At 71.1% G+C, this 16,318-nt stretch carries 14 protein-coding genes; 1 reads left to right on the top strand and 13 read right to left on the bottom strand.

Annotated elements, in window-relative coordinates:
• Positions 1-140: 140 nt before the first annotated feature.
• The 6 genes from V1351_RS04265 to rpmE all read right to left on the bottom strand — a co-directional run bounded on the left by V1351_RS04265 (position 141) and on the right by rpmE (position 6,026).
• Positions 141-1,277 (bottom strand): glycosyltransferase family 4 protein, encoded by a 1,137-nt coding sequence (locus V1351_RS04265; RefSeq protein ID WP_338751029.1) that lies wholly within the window; start codon positions 1,275-1,277, stop codon positions 141-143.
• Between the two features lie 34 nt (positions 1,278-1,311).
• Entirely contained in the window at positions 1,312-2,589 is a 1,278-nt protein-coding gene (glyA, locus tag V1351_RS04260) for a serine hydroxymethyltransferase (protein WP_338751027.1), read from the bottom strand.
• Positions 2,579-3,379 (bottom strand): L-threonylcarbamoyladenylate synthase, encoded by an 801-nt coding sequence (locus V1351_RS04255; RefSeq protein ID WP_338751025.1) that lies wholly within the window; start codon positions 3,377-3,379, stop codon positions 2,579-2,581. The genes glyA and V1351_RS04255 overlap by 11 nt, the downstream gene beginning before the upstream one ends.
• A gap of 303 nt (positions 3,380-3,682) precedes the next feature.
• Complete coding sequence (gene prmC / locus V1351_RS04250; RefSeq protein ID WP_338751023.1) at positions 3,683-4,579, bottom strand: peptide chain release factor N(5)-glutamine methyltransferase; 897 nt, start codon at positions 4,577-4,579, stop codon at positions 3,683-3,685.
• The gene (gene prfA, locus V1351_RS04245) at positions 4,576-5,664 is read right to left on the bottom strand and encodes a peptide chain release factor 1 (RefSeq protein WP_338751021.1); all 1,089 of its coding nucleotides are present in this window, start codon (positions 5,662-5,664) and stop codon (positions 4,576-4,578) included. The genes prmC and prfA overlap by 4 nt, the downstream gene beginning before the upstream one ends.
• A 143-nt stretch (positions 5,665-5,807) precedes the next feature.
• Positions 5,808-6,026, bottom strand: a complete 219-nt coding sequence (gene rpmE, locus V1351_RS04240) for a 50S ribosomal protein L31 (RefSeq protein ID WP_338751019.1) — start codon at positions 6,024-6,026, stop codon at positions 5,808-5,810.
• Positions 6,027-6,256: 230 nt separating this feature from the next.
• On the opposite strand from rpmE, the gene V1351_RS04235 reads away from it, so the two are divergent.
• Complete coding sequence (locus V1351_RS04235; RefSeq protein WP_338751017.1) at positions 6,257-6,829, top strand: GNAT family N-acetyltransferase; 573 nt, start codon at positions 6,257-6,259, stop codon at positions 6,827-6,829.
• A gap of 18 nt (positions 6,830-6,847) precedes the next feature.
• Here V1351_RS04235 and V1351_RS04230 read toward each other — a convergent pair whose 3' ends face one another.
• The 7 genes from V1351_RS04230 to thrC all read right to left on the bottom strand — a co-directional run bounded on the left by V1351_RS04230 (position 6,848) and on the right by thrC (position 16,317).
• The gene (locus V1351_RS04230; protein ID WP_338751015.1) at positions 6,848-8,827 is read right to left on the bottom strand and encodes an ATP-binding protein; all 1,980 of its coding nucleotides are present in this window, start codon (positions 8,825-8,827) and stop codon (positions 6,848-6,850) included.
• Positions 8,824-10,281, bottom strand: coding sequence for a glycosyltransferase family 2 protein (locus V1351_RS04225; protein ID WP_338752455.1), 1,458 nt, complete (start codon positions 10,279-10,281; stop codon positions 8,824-8,826). The genes V1351_RS04230 and V1351_RS04225 overlap by 4 nt, the downstream gene beginning before the upstream one ends.
• On the bottom strand, positions 10,281-11,327 hold the full coding sequence (locus tag V1351_RS04220; RefSeq protein ID WP_338751013.1) for a HEAT repeat domain-containing protein: 1,047 nt from the start codon (positions 11,325-11,327) through the stop codon (positions 10,281-10,283). Before V1351_RS04220 ends, V1351_RS04225 begins: the two co-directional genes overlap by 1 nt.
• Positions 11,328-11,383: 56 nt before the next feature.
• A complete protein-coding gene (locus tag V1351_RS04215) occupies positions 11,384-11,761 on the bottom strand; it encodes a response regulator transcription factor (protein WP_338751011.1) in 378 nt (125 codons plus the stop codon).
• A gap of 158 nt (positions 11,762-11,919) precedes the next feature.
• Entirely contained in the window at positions 11,920-13,914 is a 1,995-nt protein-coding gene (gene rho, locus V1351_RS04210) for a transcription termination factor Rho (RefSeq protein WP_422389019.1), read from the bottom strand.
• Positions 13,915-14,275: 361 nt separating this feature from the next.
• Positions 14,276-15,214, bottom strand: a complete 939-nt coding sequence (gene thrB, locus V1351_RS04205; RefSeq protein ID WP_338751007.1) for a homoserine kinase — start codon at positions 15,212-15,214, stop codon at positions 14,276-14,278.
• A 2-nt stretch (positions 15,215-15,216) separates the two neighbouring features.
• Positions 15,217-16,317 (bottom strand): threonine synthase, encoded by a 1,101-nt coding sequence (gene thrC / locus V1351_RS04200; RefSeq protein WP_338751005.1) that lies wholly within the window; start codon positions 16,315-16,317, stop codon positions 15,217-15,219.
• Position 16,318: the final 1 nt, after the last annotated feature.

Here is a 16,318-nt window from a genome sequence, read left to right as displayed (position 1 = left end):
GGGACGGGAGCAGGGTTGCTCAACGGGGTCGTACCAAGGGTACTGGAGGGCGCTTGTGAAAGTTTACACAAGCGTCCCGGAGCCGACCAATCGGCGGCGATCGGCGCGGCATACGACCCCGTCGGCACGGCCTCGTCGCCTCAGACGTCGAGTCTGCGGCCCTGGCGGTCGAACTTCTTGGGTCGGTGACCGGGCAACGAGAAGCGCGGGAGCCACGCCGTCAGGGTCGTCGCGAAGAGGACCATCACCACTCCCCCGGCCGCCGCGACGCCCGGCGGCAGGAAGACGAAGCTCACCGCGCCCATCGCCACGACGACCGCCCACAGCCACAGCAGCAGCACCGCACGCCGGTGCCCGTGCCCGATCTGCAGCATCCGGTGGTGCAGGTGCTGGCTGTCCGGCTGCCACGGGCGCTGCCCACGGGCGGTGCGCCGCACCACCGCCCAGGCGACGTCGAGCAACGGCAGCATGATGATCGAGATCGGGATGAGCAACGGCAGGATCGTCGCGGTCGTCCGGTTGGTGCTGACGTCGGCGGGCGAGATGTGGCCGACGTTGAGGATCGTCGCCGCCGCGAAGAGCAGGCCCAGGGTCAGCGCCCCGGAGTCCCCCATGAACAGCTTCGCCGGGAAGATGTTGTGCGGCAGGAAGCCCATGCAGCTCCCGGCCAGCGCCGCCGCGACGAAGGTCGCCGAGGAGAAGACGTTGGGCGGGCTGATGTTGGCGGTGAGCACGTAGCTGTAGATGAAGAAGGCCACGGCCGCGATCGCCACCAGACCGGCGGCGAGCCCGTCGAGCCCGTCGATGAAGTTCACCGCGTTGATGCACAGCACGACGACGAAGATCGTCAGGATCACCAGCAGCGGCGCCGGCAGCACGGTGACGACCCCGAGCGGCAGGGAGAAGAACTGCACCCCGGCGAAGGCGATGATCGTCGCCGCGACGAGCTGCCCGCCGAGCTTGGTCAGCGCGTCCAGCTCGTACACGTCGTCGATCGCCCCGACCAGGCAGACGACGCCCGCTCCGGCGAGGACCCCGATGAGCTCCGCGGACTCGAAGACCTGGCTGAGGAAGGGCATCCGCCACGCGACGAGGGTCGCCGCGGCATAGCCGAGGAACATCGCCACGCCCCCGAGGCGCGGGACCGGCGCGACGTTGACGTCCCGCTCGCGCACCTCGGTGAAGGCACCGACGCGCACGGCGACCGTGCGCATCAGCGGAACGAGGACGTAGGTCGTCGCCAGCGCGACGAGGAAGACGAAGACGTACTCCCTCACCTGCTGCCTCCGCCTGCGCCGTGGACCCGGCGGATCAGCGCGGGTAGGCCGGGAACTGCGTCACGAGGTCGGTGACGGTGCCGCGTACCCGACGGGAGACCTCGTGCTCGGGGTCGGCGTCCCCCTTCGTCACGGCCGTGTGGATCAGCTCGGCGATGGTGACCATCTCGTCGGTGCCCATCCCCTGCGTGGTCACGCAGGGCGTACCGACGCGGATGCCGGAGGCGATCGAGGGCTTCTGCGGGTCGTTGGGGATGGCGTTCTTGTTCAGCGTGATGCCGGCCGCGTCGCACCGGGCCTCGGCGTCCTTGCCGGTCACCTCCACACCCTGCAGGTCGAGCAGCGCCAGGTGTGTGTCGGTGCCGCCGGTCGTCGGGCGGATGCCGCGCTTGCCGAGCTCGTCGGCAAGGACCGTGGCGTTCTCGATGACCGACGTGGCGTACTGCTGGTACGCGGGGGTGGCACACTCCTTGAAGTTGACCGCCTTGGCCGCGATGGTGTGCATCTGCGGGCCGCCCTGCATCATCGGGAAGATCGCCTTGTCCAGCGCCTTGGCGTGCTCCTCCTTGCACACCAGCGCGCCGGAGCGGGGCCCGCGCAGCACCTTGTGCGTGGTGAACGTGACCACGTCGGCGTAGGGCACCGGGCTCGGGATGGCCTGGCCGGCGACGAGACCGATGAAGTGCGCCGCGTCGACCCACATGATCGCGCCGACCTCGTCGCAGATCGCCCGGATGCGCTCGAAGTCGATCAGGCGCGGGATCGCCGAGCCACCCGAGCAGATCACCTTGGGACGGTGCTCCTTGGCCAGGCGCTCCATCTCGTCGTAGTCGACGTCCTCGGTCTCGGGGTGGACGCCGTAGTGGACGGCGTCGAACCACTTGCCGGAGAAGGAGACCTTGGTGCCGTGGGTCAGGTGGCCACCGTGCGGCAGCGACATCGCCAGGATCTTCTCGCCGGGCTGCAGGAAGGCGCCGTAGACCGCCTGGTTGGCGCTGGCGCCGGAGTGGGCCTGGACGTTGGCGTGCTCGGCACCCAGCAGGCTCGTGCAGCGCTCGATCGCCAGCTCCTCGGCCTTGTCGACCTCGGAGCAGCCACCGTAGTACCGACGACCGGGGTAGCCCTCGGCGTACTTGTTGCTCAGCGTCGAGCCGAGGGAGGTCAGCACCTCCGGGGAGGAGATGTTCTCGCTGGCGATGAGCTGCAGACCGCCCCGGATCCGGTCGAGCTCGCTGGTGAGCACACCCGCGATCTCGGGGTCGAAGGCGCGCAGCGCGCCGAAGTCGGATCCGTAGAAGGTGTCATCGGTCATCGCTGGCCTCCGTGTCGGTGGACGTGTCGGTGGGTGTCTCGCTCCCGGCACGCTCGGCCGGGCCTGTCTGGTGGGGATTGTCCCACTCCTGCGTCGGGGCCGCCGTGGTCGACTCGCTGGAGCCCGCCCCGGGAGCGAAGGGGGCGTCCTCCGCCGAGTCGAAATCGGCCCCGAGGACCTCCTCGAGTCGGGCGCGGTCGATCGCCCCCTCACGCAGCACCTGCGGGTGGTCACCGGTGCAGTCGAGGATCGTCGACGGCGCGACGGTGGCGCGGGGGCCGCCATCGACGTAGACGGAGACGCTCGGGCCGAGCTGGACGGCGGCGTCGGTGACGCTCGTCGCGGCCGGCTCGCCCGTGCGGTTGGCGCTGGTCACGGCCAGCGGGCCGGTCTCGCGCAGGACGGCCAGGGCGACCTCGTCGTCCGGCATGCGCAGCGCGACGGTCCCGGCGGTCTCGCCGAGGTCCCACCTCAGGGACGGCTGGGCCTGCAGCACGAGGGTCAACGGACCCGGCCACAGCGCCTCGATGAGGCGGCGGGCCGCGTCCGGCACGGCGCGGGCGAGGCCGTCGATGGTGCGGACATCGGGCACGAGGACGGGCGGGGGCATGTCCCGACCCCTCCCCTTCGCCTCGAGGACGTCGCTGACGGCTGCCGGGTCGAACGCATCGGCGCCGATCCCGTACACGGTGTCGGTGGGGATGACCACCACCTCGCCACGGCGGACGGCATCGACGCAGGCCTCGATGCTCCCTTCGCGGTCGGCGGTGGCATCGACGACGGGGCTCATGGACTCCACCTTATGACGCGCTGCGGATCGCGCCGGACATTGCCCGCGCGATCCGCGCATGTCCGGGCCCACCCGTGGGTAGGTTGGGGCCCACCGGCAACAGTGCCGTGACAGATGGAGGAACACATGCGTGGTTCGAGTTTGATCTGGACGATCGTCGGAGTCCTGCTGATCATCGCGTTGCTGATCTTCATCCTCTGAGCGGCCGAGCCCCGGTGGTCACCGACCACCGGCCCTCGTCCACGAGCCCCGCTGCACGCGCAGCGGGGCTCGTGCGTTGCTGGACTGCGTCGGTGGACGGGGTCACCCCACCCGGCGTGCCACCGCCGCCCGGGGACGACCGGCCAGGTCGGGGTGGTCGGCGACCTCGGCCCAGGCGCCCGCGGTCCGCAGGGCACACGGGAGGGACTCGCCCTGGCCGTCGGCGTGCTCCATGACGAGCAGCCCGCCGGGGCGCAGCAGGGTCGCGGCGGTGGCGGCCACGGCGAGCGGGATCGCGAGCCCGTCCTCGCTGCCGCCGTACAGGGCCACCGACGGGTCGTGCTCGGCGACCTCGGGCTCGAGCGGCACCATCCCGACGGGGATGTAGGGCGGGTTGCTCACGACGACGTCGACGGAGCCGATGAGCCCGGCCAGTGCCGGCACGTCCGCAGGCGGTGCGGTCGCGTCCGCGGCGATCAGGTCGACCGGCAGCCCGGTGAGCTCGATGTTGCGCGCCGCCCAGGCCAGCGCGAGGTCATCGACCTCGACGGCGGTCACGTGCGCACCCGGTACCTCGTCGGCGATCGCGAGCGCGAGGGCCCCCGAGCCGGTGCACAGGTCCACGACGACGGGCATGGCGGTCCCGTCCGACCCCGCCGGCGCAATCAGTTCGGTCAGGGCCAGGTCGGCGACGGCCTCGGTCTCGGGGCGGGGCACGAAGACCCCCGGCCCGACCTGCAGCTCCAGGCGGCGGAAGGGGGCGGTGCCGGTGAGGTGCTGCAGGGGCACCCGGGTGGTCCGTTCGGCCACGAGCGCGCGCAGCCGGCGGACCTGGTCCGGCTCCACCTCGCCACCGAGGAGCATGCGGCGCTCGAGCTCGGAGCGGTCGGCCCCGGTGGCGTGGGCGGCCAGCAGCATGGCGTCCGACCGCGGCGAGGGCACGTGCGCCTTGGCGAGGGCGGCGGCCGCCTGGTCGACCTCCGCTCGGAGGGAGGTCACCCGTCGTCTCCGGCGAGCACGGCCAGCCGGGCGGCCTCGTCGGCCCCGACCGCGGAGTCGACGACCGCGTCGAGGTCGCCGTCGAGCACGGTGTCGAGGTTGTGGGCCTTGTACCCGGTGCGGTGGTCGTTGATCCGGTTCTCGGGGAAGTTGTACGTCCGGATGCGCTCCGAGCGGTCGACGGTGCGCACCTGCGAAGCGCGGGCCTCGGCGGCCTCGGCGGCGGCCTCGTCCATCGCCATCTGGTGCAGTCGGGCGCGCAGCACGCGCATGGCCGACTCCTTGTTCTGCAGCTGGGACTTCTCGTTCTGGCAGGAGACGACGGTCCCGGTCGGCAGGTGGGTGATCCGCACCGCGGAGTCGGTGGTGTTGACCGACTGCCCGCCGGGCCCGGAGGAGCGGTAGACGTCGATCTTCAGGTCGTTCGGATGCAGCGGGGCCGCCTCCGCGGTGTCACCGACGTCCGGCATGACCCACACGCCCGCGGCGGAGGTGTGGATGCGGCCCTGGCTCTCGGTCACGGGCACGCGCTGGACGCGGTGGACGCCTCCCTCGTACTTCAGTCGGGCCCACGGCGCCTCGCCGGGTGCGGGCGTGCCCTTGGCGGAGACCGCCACCCGCACGTCCTTGTAGCCGCCGAGGTCGGACTCGGTCGAGTCGAGGATCTGGGTGCTCCAGCCGCGCTTCTCCGCGTGCCGCAGGTACATGCGCAGCAGGTCACCGGCGAAGAGGGCCGACTCCGCTCCCCCTTCGCCCGCCTTGATCTCGAGGATCACGTCGTTGTCGTCGTCGGGGTCGCGCGGGATGAGCAACCGGCGCAGCCGGTCCTCGGCCGCGGCCGCGGCCTCCTGCAACGCCGGGACCTCCTCGGCGAAGGCGGGATCCTCCCCCGCGAGCTCCCGGGCGGCCTCGAGGTCGCCGAGGGCCTCCTCGTGCGCGTGCTGGGCGGTGACGATCGGGGTCAGCCGCGCATAGCGCTGGTTGACCTCACGCAGGCGGTCCGGGTCACCGATGACGGCCGGGTCGGCCAGGGCGGCCTCCAGCTCGGCGTGCTCGGTGAGCAGAGCTTCGACGGAATCGAGCACGAGTGGGCCTCCGGGGTGAGGTGGGCGGGCTGGTGATCACAGGAGCCCAAGCAGTTGCGACCACCGGCTGCAGGAGCCTGAGCAGTTGCGGAAACACAGATGCGCCGGTCAGCCCGAGCGGGCTGACCGGCGCATCGTGGGAGCTACTTGGCCTCGGTCTTCTGGCCGTAACGCTTCTGGAATCGGGCCACGCGGCCACCGGTGTCCATGATCTTCTGCTTGCCGGTGTAGAACGGGTGGCAGTTGCTGCACACCTCGGCGCGGATCTCGTGGTCGTCCTTGGTGCTGCGGGTGGTGAAGGTGGCGCCGCAGGTGCACGTGACGGTGGTCGCCTCGTACGCGGGGTGGATGTCCTTCTGCACGTGGTGCTCCTTGAGGTTCTTCGATGTGTCCGGGTCGACGCTGGGCCCCGCGGTGGGACCGTCCAGCTGCGGCCTTGGTGCCGCTCGTCGTGAACCGGACCGACGTTGCATTGTGCCAGATCCCTGACACGCCCATCAAAACACCGCGACCGGCACGGATGTTCCCCACGACCGGAGAATCTGTCCCGGGCACCCCGGGACCGAGCCCGAACGTGCGGCAGGATGGGGACATGGCCCGCACCTCCCGCATCCCCCGACGCCACGGTCGGGACCGGCGAAGGGAGCCGGTCCCGGGCCCGGTCGAGGGCTCCGTCATCCGTCCCGCCGTCCAGGACGACATCGCGACGATCATCGCCCTGCGCTCGCTGATGTTCGAGGCCATGGGCGTCTCCTCCGACGAGGTCCTCGACACCGCGTGGCAGCAGGATGCGTCCCGCTGGCTCCAGCTGCACCTGTCCGATCCGCGACTGCGCATCATGGTGGCCGAGGCCAACGGCACCGTCGTCTCGTGCGCGATGGGCCAGATCGTCGACCTGCTGCCCTCCCCCTTCGGCTCCGACGACGGCGGCCGGATCTCCAACGTCGCGACCTTCCCCCGGCACCGGCGGCTCGGCTTCACCCGCACGATCGTCGAGGCGCTGCTCGAGTGGTTCACCGAGGAGACCACGGTGGGCGTGGTCTCGATCAACGCGACCGAGGAAGGACGCGCGATGTACGAGCAGTTCGGCTTCGCCGACGTCTCCTTCCCCGAGATGCGGTTGCGACTGGAGCGCCACGAGGGCACCGACGACGACGCGGGCTGAACGAGCCGGGCCTCCCGGTCAGTCCGCGCGTCCGGCCGGCAGGGTGATCGTCACGGTGGTCCCCTCCCCCTGCACGGACTCGAGGGCGATCCTGCCCCCGTGGGCCACCGCGATGGTCTCGACGATGGCCAGGCCCAGCCCGGTCCCGGGGACCTCGCCGGCCTGCGCATTGCTGGCCCGGAAGAACCGGGTGAAGAGGTGCTCCTGGTCCTCCTGCGGGATGCCCATGCCGGTGTCGGTGCAGGCGATGTGGATCTCCCCGTCGACGCCGGACACCGCCACGCGCACGTGTCCCCCGGTCGGGGTGAACTTGACCGCGTTGCTGACCAGGTTGCCGATGGCACGCTCGATCTGTGACGGGTCCACCACGGCAGTGACAGGTCCTCCCGACCGTTCCAGGGCGAGATCGACCCCGGCTGCTGCGGCCACCGGGGCCATCTGCTCGACCACGCGCGCGGCGCTGCTGCCCACGTCCTGGGCGACCCGCTGGGTGGTCGCCCGTCCGCTGTCGAGGCGGTTGAGCAGAAGCAGGTCGTCGATGAGGCTGCGCAGGCGCTCGACGTTGCGGGAGATGACGCCGAGCGCCCGTGTCTGGGGTTGCGTGAGGTCCCCGTAGTCACCGTCCTCGAGGAGCTCGAGATAGCCGGCGATCGAGGTCAGCGGAGTACGCAGCTCGTGGCTCGTGGTGGCCATGAAGTCCGTCTTCTGCTGGTCCAGCTCCTCCAACGACGTGATGTAGTGCTGCTCGACCAGGGTGTGCGCGGCGTACTCTGCCACGCGCGCCATGGCCTGGATCTCCGCTTCGTCCCACGCCTGCCGCCCGTCCGAGGCGACCGACAGGGCACCGACCGCTTCATCGCCGATGCGCATCGGATGGAGCACCCAGCTCTCGAAGGAGCGGCGCTGGGCCACCTCGAGCAACGCGCCGGGGAAGGTCGCCTCGATCTCCTCCCGACTCCCGGCACGCAGGATGGGCAGGTTCGAGAGCATCTCCACCAGCCCCGGGACGGTCAGCTCGTGCACCGGCCCGGCGAAGGGGGCGCCGGAGGCGTCCCACCCGCCCATCAGCGCGGCCACGTCATCGTCGGCCAACCGGTAGACGGAGACGGCCCGGGCCGCGAGGTGGGTCCCGAGCTGCTCGCAGGCGCGGTCCCAGCCACCATCGCGCGCCGCGAGCACCGCCGGGAGGTCAGCGGTGACCCGGTGAAGCTCCAGGCGCCGTTCGCGCTCGCGCAGCAGGACGGAGTTGGCCTCCACGAGGGAGTTGAAGGCTGCGGCCAGGTCGACGACCTCGGCAGCACCCCACTCGGTGTCGGCGCGTGCCTCGCCGTCACCGCTCTCGTGGCGCGCCACGACCTGGTGGAGGGCGTGCAGCGGCTGGGCCAGGCGGCGCAGGGCCCGTCGGCTCTGGTGCACGGTCACGCCCAGGGCCAGGACGGTGGCCAGCACCATGAGCACGACCGACGCGGTCATCGCCGTGCGGTAGTCGTGGCGACGTTCCTGGCGCACCAGGGCGATCTCGTGCACGACGTTCTCGTGCGTGGCCGTCGTCCGGTCGAAGGCGCGGGCGGTCTTCTCCACCGCATCCTCGTCCAGCTCGGATCCGGCTGCGAGGTCGGCGTCGGCCAGGGTGAACCACGCGCCGGTCGAGTCGAGGAAGGCCTCGACCGGCTCGGTGTCGAGGCCGTTGCCGACCGCGAAGCGCAGGAACTCGTCCCGTTCCTGCTCGAAGGACTCGCGGGCGGCGACGTATCGCTCCCGATAGCGCTGATCACGCGTGAGCAGGTAGGAGCGGTACTCGGTGTGCGCCTCGGTGACCTCCACCCGCAGCCGCGTGGTCTCCTCCACCAGCGGTGTGACGGTCTGCGCCGTCTGCCGCACCTCCCGCTGGATGACCACGATCGAGGAGATCGCCAGCAGCGACATCATCAGGATGATCACCGAGAGCACCGCGACCAGGCGCCGCAGGACCTGGGCGACCGTCGTGCGTCCCCTCATGCGCGCGGCTCGTCAGCGGGGTCGAAGCCGGTGCGGGTCATCGCTCCCCACTCCTGCTTGCGACCGGTCAGGCTCTGCACCCAGCCCTCGATGCGCCACACCGCGGTGGCCTGCCGGTAGCCGATGTTCTCCACGACCGCGGCCGCGACGGTGACGACCAGGTCGCGCCAGCGCGGGTACTTGTGGAAGCTCATCTCCTCCACGGTCATGGCGGCCAGGGTGACGAGCATGGCGTAGCCGTAGGCCACGGCCATGAAGAGCAGGAAGTAGCCGATGTCGACGACACCCAGCAGCGCACCCACGACGACGAGCAGCAGGCCGAAGAGCTCCAGCGCCGGGGCGAACAGCTCGAAGAGCCAGTAGTAGGGCACCGCGATCAGGCCGACCCGCCCGTACCGGGGGTTGAACAGCATCGACCGATAGGCCCACAGCGTCTCCCACAGGCCCCGGTGCCATCGTCGGCGCTGCTTGCGCAGCACCGCGGTCGTCTCCGGGACCTCGGTCCAGCAGATGGGCTCCGAGACGAACTGCACGCGGTAGTCCCGGCCCTTGGTGCGCATGTACCGGTGGATGCGCATCACCAGCTCGAAGTCCTCGCCGATGCTCGCCGGGTCGAGACCGCCCACCTCCACGAGCACGTCGCGGCGGAAGACACCGAAGGCACCGCTGATGAGGATCAGCGACTTCAGCCGCGACCATCCGGAGCGCCCCAGGTGGAAGGCGCGCAGGTACTCCACCACCTGGATGCGGGCGAGCCAGTTGCGCGACATCCGCACCTCGGTCACCCGCCCCCCGCGCACGCGACAGCCGTTGACGGCCCGGATGACGCCCCCTCCGGCGACCGTGCGCACCGGGTCCTCGGCGAACGGACGCACCACCGACAGCAGTGCCCCCGGATCGAGGACGGAGTCGGAGTCGACGAAGAGGACCAAGTCGTGGGTGGCGAAGTTGACGCCCACGTTGAGCGAGTCGGAGCGACCGGAGTTCGCCTTGCGGACCACGGTCAGGCGAGTACGACCATCGCGGGGCACGTGCACCGACGTCGCTGCCTCGCGCACCGCGACGTCGGTCGGCATCCGGCGCGGCACCTCCACCAGGTCGAAGGCCGCCCGCAGCACCTCGAAGCCGCCGTCGGTGCTCCCGTCGTCGACGATGACCACCTCGTGCCTGGGATAGTGCAGCGCGAGCATCGACTGCGCCGCGACCTTGATCCCGGCCTCCTCGTTGTACATGGGCGTGACCACGCTGACCCCGGGGGTCAGGCCGGATCCCAGCAGCTCCTCCCGGCCAGCGAAGGGCAGCGCCCGGGACGAGCGGCGGAACTCCAACGCGGCCGCGACCACCAGCACCAGGTAGGAGGTGTTGATCAGCAGGAAGTAGATCAGCACCGGCAGCGCGATGACCTCGAAGAGTGTCTCGACGACCGGGGTGGCCGGTTCGAGGACGTCGTCCATCACGCACCACCCACCATCGGGCGACGCAGGGCCCGCAGCGCCAGCCCGTACCTGGCTGCGGCGGCTCCCGGCGATTCGGTCTCGGCGCTCGCTCGCAGCTCGGCAACGGCCCGGGGCCCCATGCGGGTCAGCGCATCGGCCGCGAGGTCGGCCAGCCGCTCCTCCGGGTCGTCCAGCAGGGCCGCGAGCACCCCGACCGCGCCGGGGCCGCCGATCTCACCGAGGGCGAGCACGGCAGCCACCCGGACCGCAAGCGGGCGCGCGGTGTGGGTGAGTGCGGCCAGCGTGGCCACGTCGCCCGTGTCGCCGAGGTCCCCGAGGCAACGGGCGACCGCGGCCAGGGCGACCGGGTCGCTCTCCCGCTCGGCCAGGGCGCGGACCCGCGCCTTCTGGGACAGGTACTGGGCGCTCCCGATGGCCGTGGCGGCAGCGGTCCGGGTGGACGCGTCGTCGCTGTCGAGGGCGTCCCCGATGGCGTCGGCCGCTGCGGGGCCGAGCGCCACGAGTGCCTCGGTGACGATCCACACGGGCAGCTCTCCGCGTCCCCGATGTCCCGGGCGGAGGGCGAGCAGCAGCGGGGTGGCCGCCATCTCGTCCGCCAGCAACCCCAGTGCGCGGGCGGCGGTCACCGAGACCCCTCGGTCGCGGTCCCGGAGCAGCGGCACGATCTGCTGGGCGCTGTCCGGGATGCGCATGACGCCGAGCATCCAGGCCGACTGCGCCCGCCGCGTGCCCGACCACGAGGTCAGGCCGGCCTCGGCCCGGCGCACGACTCCGTGGGCGGTGAGGATCTCGACGACGTCCGTGGCCGGTGCGCCACGCACCTTGCTCAGGTAGCCGATGAGCAGCGTGTCGACGATCTCGGCCGACTGCCCCCTCAGCCCGCCCAAGCGCTCGCTGGCCTGTCCGTCGTCATCGCCCGAGACCACGGCCAGGACGTCCCCGCGCACGGGGACGAGGTCCCGATCGCGGCTGCGGGTCCGCCGGTGGCGGGCCACACGGGCCGTCGTGATCGTCACCGTCAGCACCACGAAGGTGGCCAACATCACCCACAGGCTCAGCCGCAACATCCACGGGGCGACGACGACATCCGGCACCGAGATCAACTCCGGCCCAGCAGCAGCCCCACGCGGTGGACGAGCTCGCGCGGGCTGAAGGGCTTGGTGAGGTAGTCGTCGGCGCCCGTGCTGAAACCCGCATCGACGTCCACGTCCCGGGAGCGGGCGGTCAGCACGAGCACCTTGGTCGCGCGCAGGTTCTCGTCGGCCCGGATCTCGCGCAGCACGTCCAGACCGGACAGGCCGGGCATCATCACATCGAGGACCGCCACCTCGGGCCGCTGTGCGCGCACCTGACGCAGCGCCTCGTCACCATCCGCGACGGCGACCACCGCGTAGCCGGCATTCTCGAGCTTGAAGGCAACGAGGTCCCTGATGTCGGTGTCGTCGTCGGCGACGAGCACCCCACCCCCCTTGGTCATGCGAAATCCTTCCCGCGGCGACGTGTCCGTGCGCAGGCTATACGTCCTGGCCACGTGTCGCGCCTCGGGCACCGACGTCGTCCCCGGGAACACACGACCGTGGCCGCCACCCCGGTCGGGGTGACGGCCACGGGCCGGTCGCATCGGGCCGGAGTGCGCTACGCGGACTCGTCCTCGTCGCCCAGCTTGCCGGAGCTGGTCTGCGCGACCTGGGTGAGGAACTCGTAGTTCGTCTTGGTCTTGCGCAGCCGGTCCAGGAGCAGCTCGACTCCCTGCTGGGTGTCGAGGGCCGCGAGGACGCGACGCAGCTTCCACATGATCCTCAGCTCCTCCGTCGCGAGGAGGATCTCCTCGCGACGGGTCCCGGAGGCGTTGACGTCGACCGCGGGGAAGATGCGGCGGTTGGCCAGGCCGCGGTCGAGCTTGAGCTCCATGTTGCCGGTGCCCTTGAACTCCTCGAAGATCACCTCGTCCATGCGCGAGCCGGTCTCGACCAGCGCGGTGGCGAGGATCGTCAGGGAGCCGCCGTTCTCGATGTTGCGGGCCGCGCCGAAGAACTTCTTCGGCGGGTACAGCGCCGCCGAGTCGACACCACCGGAGAGGATGCGCCCGCTCGCCGGGGCGGCGAGGTTGTAGGCACGACCGAGCTTGGTGATCGAGTCCAGGAGCACGACGACGTCGTGGCCCATCTCGACAAGACGCTTGGCACGCTCGATGGCCAGCTCGGCGACCGTGGTGTGGTCGTCGGCCGGACGGTCGAAGGTCGAGGAGATGACCTCGCCCTTGACCGCGCGCTGCATGTCGGTGACCTCCTCGGGACGCTCGTCGACGAGGACGACCATCAGGTGGCACTCGGGGTTGTTCGTCGTGATCGCGTTGGCCACGGACTGCATGACCATCGTCTTGCCGGCCTTGGCCGGGGCGACGATGAGACCACGCTGGCCCTTGCCGATGGGGGCGACGAGGTCGATCATCCGGGTGGTCAGGATGCCCGACTCGGTCTCCAGGCGCAGGCGCTCCTGCGGGTAGAGCGGGGTCAGCTTGCCGAAGTCGGCGCGACGCCGCGCGTCGTCCGTGGCCAGGCCGTTGACCGTCTCGAGCTTGACCAGCGGGTTGTACTTGCCGCGGTTGCCCTTGGTGCCGACGGTCGGCAGGTTCGCCTCGTCACCCTCGCGCGGAGCCTTGACCTGGCCGGTGACCGCGTCACCCTTGCGCAGGCCGTTGCGCTTGACCATGCCCATCGGGACGTAGACGTCGTCCGGGCCCGGCAGGTAGCCGGAGGTGCGCACGAAGCCGTAGTTGTCCAACACGTCGAGGATGCCCGCGACGGGAACGAGCACGTCGTCGTCGTGGACCTGCAGGTCCACCTCGTCGAACTGCTGACCGCCGCCACGACGCTTGTTGCGGTTGCGGTTGCGGTTGCGACTGCGACGACCGCCTCGGTCGTCGTCCTGCTGGTTGCGGTTGCCGCCCTGGTTGTTGTTGCGGTTGCCCTGGTTGCGGCCGCCGTCGTTCTGGCCACCGCCCTGGTCGTTGCCGCGGTTGCGGTTGCCGCCATCGCCCTGGTCGTTCCCGCGGTTGCGGTTGCCGCCATCGCCCTGGTCGTTCCCACGGTTGCGGTTGCCGCCATCGCCCTGGTCGTTCCCGCGATTGCGGTTGCCACCATCACCCTGGTCGTTCCCACGGTTGCGGTTGCCGCCATCACCCTGGTCGTTCCCACGGTTGCGGTTGCCACCATCACCCTGGTCGTTCCCGCGATTGCGGTCGCCGCCATCGGTCTGGTCGTTGCCGCCCTGGTCGCCACGGCCACGGCTGCGGCCGCCATGGTCCTGGTCGCGCTCGGAGCGCGAGTCCCGACCGGAACCGGAGGTGTCCTTCGCGGACTTGTCGCCGGTGGCGGACTTCTTCTGCTCCTGCGGTTGGTCGGTGGTGCCGGAGTGCTCGGGGGCCTGCTGCGGGGCGGCCTCGATCGGCGCCTTCTCCACAGGGGCCGGGTCGGCCTTCTTCTCCGGCTTCCGGGCCGGCGCGGTGGACTGCGCGGACGAGCCGGACTGCTGCTCACGGATGGCCGCGATGAGGTCGCTCTTGCGCATCTTGGCCGTGCTGGAGATGCCCATGCTCGACGCAAGCTGCTGCAGCTGGGCGAGGCGCATCGCGCTCAGCGCTCCGGAACGACGCGGCTTCTCGGTCTCCGGTGCGGTGTTCTCGCCGGTGGTGGTGTCGGTCACGAAGGACCCTTTCCCTCGTCGTGCCCGCTGGGTGGCAGGCCTGATGAATCCCGTCAAGAGCGGGATATCTGATGAGAACCCCCCGACCGTGCATCACAACCCGCAGGGGCTCAGACGCTCACGTAGGGGAAATGCTCCTGACCGCACATGCCATCGACTGGTTCGCCGATGCATCGGGTTCGGTGGAGCAGTTCCAATGTATCACTGCTCCCCCGCCGGACCTACGCACCCGGCCCGCCATTCGCAGGAGCCCAAGCGGGTGCGAAGGGGTGGGGGCGGTCATCGGTCAGCCGACGACGTGGACGCCCCGGTCCGGAACGCCTGGGGTGAGCACCTGCCAGCTCGTGTCGCCGGCCGCGGCGATGGCGGCGACCTCGTCGACGCGGTCACTCGTGGTCAGCGCGAGCACGGACGGGCCGGCGCCGGAGATCGTGGCGGCCAGCCCCCCTTCGCGCAGGGAGTCGACGAGCGCCATGCTCGTCGCATAGCTCGGACGGCGGGACTCCTGGTGGAGCAGGTCGGTCGTGCCGGCGATGAGCAGGTCCGGGTCGGTCGTCAGGGCGTGCACGAGCAGGCCGACGCGTGCGGAGTTGGCGGCGGCGGTCGCGAGCGGCACGACGTCGGGCAGCACCGAGCGGGCGGTGTGGGTGCTCAGCTGCGTGTGCGGGACGAGCACGACGGGGGTGATCCGCGCGTCGAGGCGAAGGGGGACGGTCCGGGTCGTCGGCAGTGGTTCACCGGCGTCGGTTGTCGAGAGCGTCGCACCGCCGAAGACACTGGCCGAGGCGTTGTCGGGGTGTCCCTCGAGCGCGCAGGCGATCGTGTTGATGGTGTCGAGGTCGAGCTCCCCGCCGCCACCGGCACCGAGCGACGAGAGCGACTGTGCCGCAGCGACGCCCATGACGATCGCCGTCGCCGACGAGCCCAGCCCCCGGCCGTGCGGGACGGCGTTGCGGGTGCTCAGGTGCACTCCCCTGGGCAGCTCCACCCCGAGGTGCTGCCAGGCCGAGATCATGGTGCGGTGGACGAGGTGGCTCGCGTCGCGCGGCACGGCGTCGGCACCGGACCCCGCGACCTCGATGACCGGGCCTGGACCGTCGGTGATGGTCACGCTCGCCTCGTCCCACACGCCCAGCGCGAGTCCGACGCAGTCGAATCCGGGACCGAGGTTGGCGCTGGAGGCAGGCACCCGCAGCGTGACGCTCGTGCCGACGGTGAGGGCCACGATCAGCCCTGCAGGCCGAGCTCGCCGGCGACGGCGTAGGCCTCTGCAGGGACCTGCACCGGAGCGATGTCCGAGCCGTCGGCGTTCCTCATCGCCCACTGCGGGTCCTTCAGGCCGTGGCCGGTGACGGTGCACACGATCGTCGCGTCCGCGGGCACCTGCCCGGCCGCGCCGGCCTTGAGCAGGCCGGCGACCGAGGCCGCGGAGGCGGGCTCGACGAAGATCCCCTCTCGCGAGGAGAGGATCCGGTGCGCGTCGAGGATCTCCTCGTCGGTCACCGCGGTGATCGCGCCGCCCGAGTCGTCACGGGCCTGCTCGGCCTGCGTCCACGAGGCGGGGTTGCCGATGCGGATCGCGGTCGCGATGGTGTCCGGCTCGTCGACCGGGTGGCCCAGCACGATCGGGGCGGAGCCGGCGGCCTGGAATCCCCACATCCGCGGGGTCCTCGTCGACACGGCAGCCAGCGGGCCCGCCACGCCCTCGGTGGCGGTCGCGTACTCGCGGTACCCGCGCCAGTACGCGGTGATGTTGCCGGCATTGCCGACCGGCAGGCAGTGGATGTCCGGGGCGTCACCGAGCGCGTCGACGACCTCGAAGGCCGCGGTCTTCTGCCCCTCGATGCGTGCCGGGTTGACCGAGTTGACCAGCTCGACCGGGTAGCTCTCGGCGAGCTTGCGGGCGACCATGAGGCAGTGGTCGAAGTTGCCGTCCACCTGCAGCAGCGTGGCGCCGTGCGCGATCGCCTGGGAGAGCTTGCCCATCGCGATCTTGCCCTCGGGCACGAGGACCGCGCAGGTCATCCCGGCCTTGGTGGCGTACGCGGCTGCCGAGGCGGAGGTGTTGCCGGTGGAGGCGCAGATGACGGCCTGCGCCCCCTTCGCCGCAGCCATCGACATCGCAGCCGTCATGCCGCGGTCCTTGAAGGATGCGGTGGGGTTGAGGCCCTCGTACTTGATGTGGACCTGCGCGCCGACCAGCTGCGAGAGGTGCTCGGCCGGGATGAGGGGGGTCCCCCCTTCGCGCAGGGTGATGACCGGCGCACCCGCCAGCGTCGGCAACCGGTCGGCGTACTCGGTGATGACGCCGCGCCACTGGTGGGCCATG

The sequence above is a fragment of the Janibacter sp. A1S7 genome (assembly GCF_037198315.1).
Lineage (GTDB): Bacteria > Actinomycetota > Actinomycetes > Actinomycetales > Dermatophilaceae > Janibacter > Janibacter alittae.
Note: the sequence above shows the minus strand (reverse complement) of the source record. Positions and strands in the feature narration are given on the sequence as shown.

Coding starts and splice junctions, on each gene's coding strand:
- glyA (WP_338751027.1), bottom strand. CDS start 2,589: ATGACCGATGACACCTTCTACGGATCCGACTTCGGCGCGCTGCGCGCC.
- V1351_RS04235 (WP_338751017.1), top strand. CDS start 6,257: ATGGCCCGCACCTCCCGCATCCCCCGACGCCACGGTCGGGACCGGCGA.
- V1351_RS04230 (WP_338751015.1), bottom strand. CDS start 8,827: ATGAGGGGACGCACGACGGTCGCCCAGGTCCTGCGGCGCCTGGTCGCG.
- rho (WP_422389019.1), bottom strand. CDS start 13,914: ATGCGCCTCGCCCAGCTGCAGCAGCTTGCGTCGAGCATGGGCATCTCC.
- V1351_RS04255 (WP_338751025.1), bottom strand. CDS start 3,379: ATGAGCCCCGTCGTCGATGCCACCGCCGACCGCGAAGGGAGCATCGAG.
- V1351_RS04225 (WP_338752455.1), bottom strand. CDS start 10,281: ATGGACGACGTCCTCGAACCGGCCACCCCGGTCGTCGAGACACTCTTC.
- V1351_RS04215 (WP_338751011.1), bottom strand. CDS start 11,761: ATGACCAAGGGGGGTGGGGTGCTCGTCGCCGACGACGACACCGACATC.
- V1351_RS04220 (WP_338751013.1), bottom strand. CDS start 11,327: ATGTTGGCCACCTTCGTGGTGCTGACGGTGACGATCACGACGGCCCGT.
- thrC (WP_338751005.1), bottom strand. CDS start 16,317: ATGGCCCACCAGTGGCGCGGCGTCATCACCGAGTACGCCGACCGGTTG.